The 2,500-nt window shown below is 50.6% G+C and carries 2 rRNA genes (1 of these 2 cut by a window edge); both read right to left on the reverse strand.

Annotation, left to right across the window (positions count from 1 at the left end):
* Positions 1-2: 2 nt before the first annotated feature.
* Positions 3-119 (reverse strand): 5S ribosomal RNA (gene rrf, locus ACFIJ5_RS00005).
* Positions 120-154: 35 nt separating this feature from the next.
* Positions 155-2,500, reverse strand: a 23S ribosomal RNA gene (locus tag ACFIJ5_RS00010); it runs 553 nt beyond the window's last position.

Consider the following 2,500-nt stretch of genomic DNA (forward strand, 5'->3'; position numbering starts at 1 on the left):
TTACCTGGCGACGACCTACTCTTCCACAGGGCTTCCCCTGCAGTACCATCGGCGCTTCAAAGCTTAACCGTCCTGTTCGGAATGGGAAGGGGTGTTACCTTTGAGCCATAATCACCAGATTATTGTTCTTTCAAAATTGCACAGTGTTAATTATTTGGTCAAGCCCTCGACTTATTAGTATCAGTCAGCTTAACATGTTACCACGCTTACACCTCTGACCTATCAACCTGGTAGTCTTCCAGGAGTCTTACTAGCTTACGCTATGGGAAATCTAATCTTGAGGTGGGCTTCACGCTTAGATGCTTTCAGCGTTTATCCCGTCCCAACATAGCTACCCAGCTATGCCATTGGCATGACAACTGGTGCACCAGAGGTTGGTCCATCCCGGTCCTCTCGTACTAAGGACAGCTCCTCTCAAATTTCCTACGCCCGCGACGGAAAGGGACCGAACTGTCTCACGACGTTCTGAACCCAGCTCGCGTGCCACTTTAATGGGCGAACAGCCCAACCCTTGGGACCGACTTCAGCCCCAGGATGTGACGAGCCGACATCGAGGTGCCAAACCTCCCCGTCGATGTGGACTCTTGGGGGAGATCAGCCTGTTATCCCCGAGGTAGCTTTTATCCGTTGAGCGATGGCCCTCCCACGAGGAACCACCGGATCACTAAGCCCGACTTTCGTCCCTGCTCCACTTGTATGTGTCGCAGTCAAGCTCCCTTATGCCTTTGCACTCTGCGCGCAATTTCCAACTGCGCTGAGGGAACCTTTGGGCGCCTCCGTTACATTTTAGGAGGCGACCGCCCCAGTCAAACTGCCCACCTAACAATGTCCCGTGACCAGATACATGGCCTCCGGTTAGAATTTCAATACTGTCAGGGTGGTATCCCAAGGACGACTCCATAGAAGCTGACGCCCCTATTTCTAAGTCTCCCACCTATCCTGTACAGACAATACCGAAATTCAATGCTAAGCTACAGTAAAGCTCTACGGGGTCTTTCCGTCCAATCGCGGGTAGAGGGCATCTTCACCCCCACTACAATTTCACCGGATTTGTTGTCGAGACAGTGCTCAAATCATTACGCCATTCGTGCGGGTCGGAACTTACCCGACAAGGAATTTCGCTACCTTAGGACCGTTATAGTTACGGCCGCCGTTTACTGGGGCTTAAGTTCAAGGCTTCGCTTACGCTAACCAATCCCCTTAACCTTCCAGCACCGGGCAGGCGTCAGCCCCTATACATCAGCTTTCGCTTTAGCAGAGACCTGTGTTTTTGCTAAACAGTTGCTTGAGCCTATTCACTGCGGCCTGCTCTCGCAGGCACCCCTTCTCCCTAAGTTACGGGGTTAATTTGCCGAGTTCCTTGACAACAATTCTTCCGCTGGCCTTAGGATTCTCTCCTCATCTACCTGTGTCGGTTTGCGGTACGGGCACCATCTTCCTCGATAGAGGCTTTTCTTGGCAGTGTGGAATCAGATACTTCGCTACTAAAATTTCGCTCCCCATAACACCTCAAGCTTAAGATTGAACGGATTTGCCTGTTCAATCACTCTAAGTGCTTAGACGCACATCCAACAGTGCGCACATCTTATCCTTCTGCGTCACCCCATTTCTCAAACGGAAAATGGCGGTATCGGAATATCAACCGATTGTCCATCACCTACGCCTTTCGGCCTCGGCTTAGGTCCCGACTAACCCTGAGCGGACGAGCCTTCCTCAGGAAACCTTAGATTTTCGGCCAACAGGATTCTCACCTGTTTGTCGCTACTTATGCCAGCATTCTCACTCCTATATCGTCCACCGCTCCTTACGGTACGACTTCAGCCAATATAGGAAGCTCCTCTACCGCTCTTTCGAGCCCATAGCTTCGGTGGTAAGTTTGAGCCCCGGACATTTTCGGCGCAGGATCTCTTGACTAGTGAGCTATTACGCACTCTTTGAATGAGTGGCTGCTTCTGAGCCAACATCCTAGTTGTCTTAGAAATCCCACATCCTTTACCACTTAACTTACACTTTGGGACCTTAGCTGATGATCTGGGCTGTTTCCCTTTTGACCACGGATCTTATCATTCGCAGTCTGACTGCCAGGATACAAGTAGATGGCATTCGGAGTTTGATAAGGTTCAGTAACCACTATGGCCCCTAGCCTATTCAGTGCTCTACCTCCATTACTCAATTACCTGACGCTAGCCCTAAAGCTATTTCGAGGAGAACCAGCTATCTCCGAGTTCGATTGGAATTTCTCCGCTATCCACAGCTCATCCCATGGTTTTTCAACACCAACGGGTTCGGTCCTCCACGGAATTTTACTTCCGCTTCAACCTGGCCATGGATAGGTCACTCGGTTTCGGGTCTACAGCATGCAACTAAACGCCCTATTCAGACTCGGTTTCCCTGCGGCTCCACACCTTAGGTGCTTAACCTCGCTACATACCGTAACTCGCTGGCTCGTTCTACAAAAAGCACGCCGTCACACATATAAAGTGCTTCGACAGATTGTAGG

This window comes from Haloimpatiens myeolchijeotgali (assembly GCF_042688525.2).
In the GTDB taxonomy this organism is placed as follows: domain Bacteria; phylum Bacillota; class Clostridia; order Clostridiales; family Clostridiaceae; genus Haloimpatiens.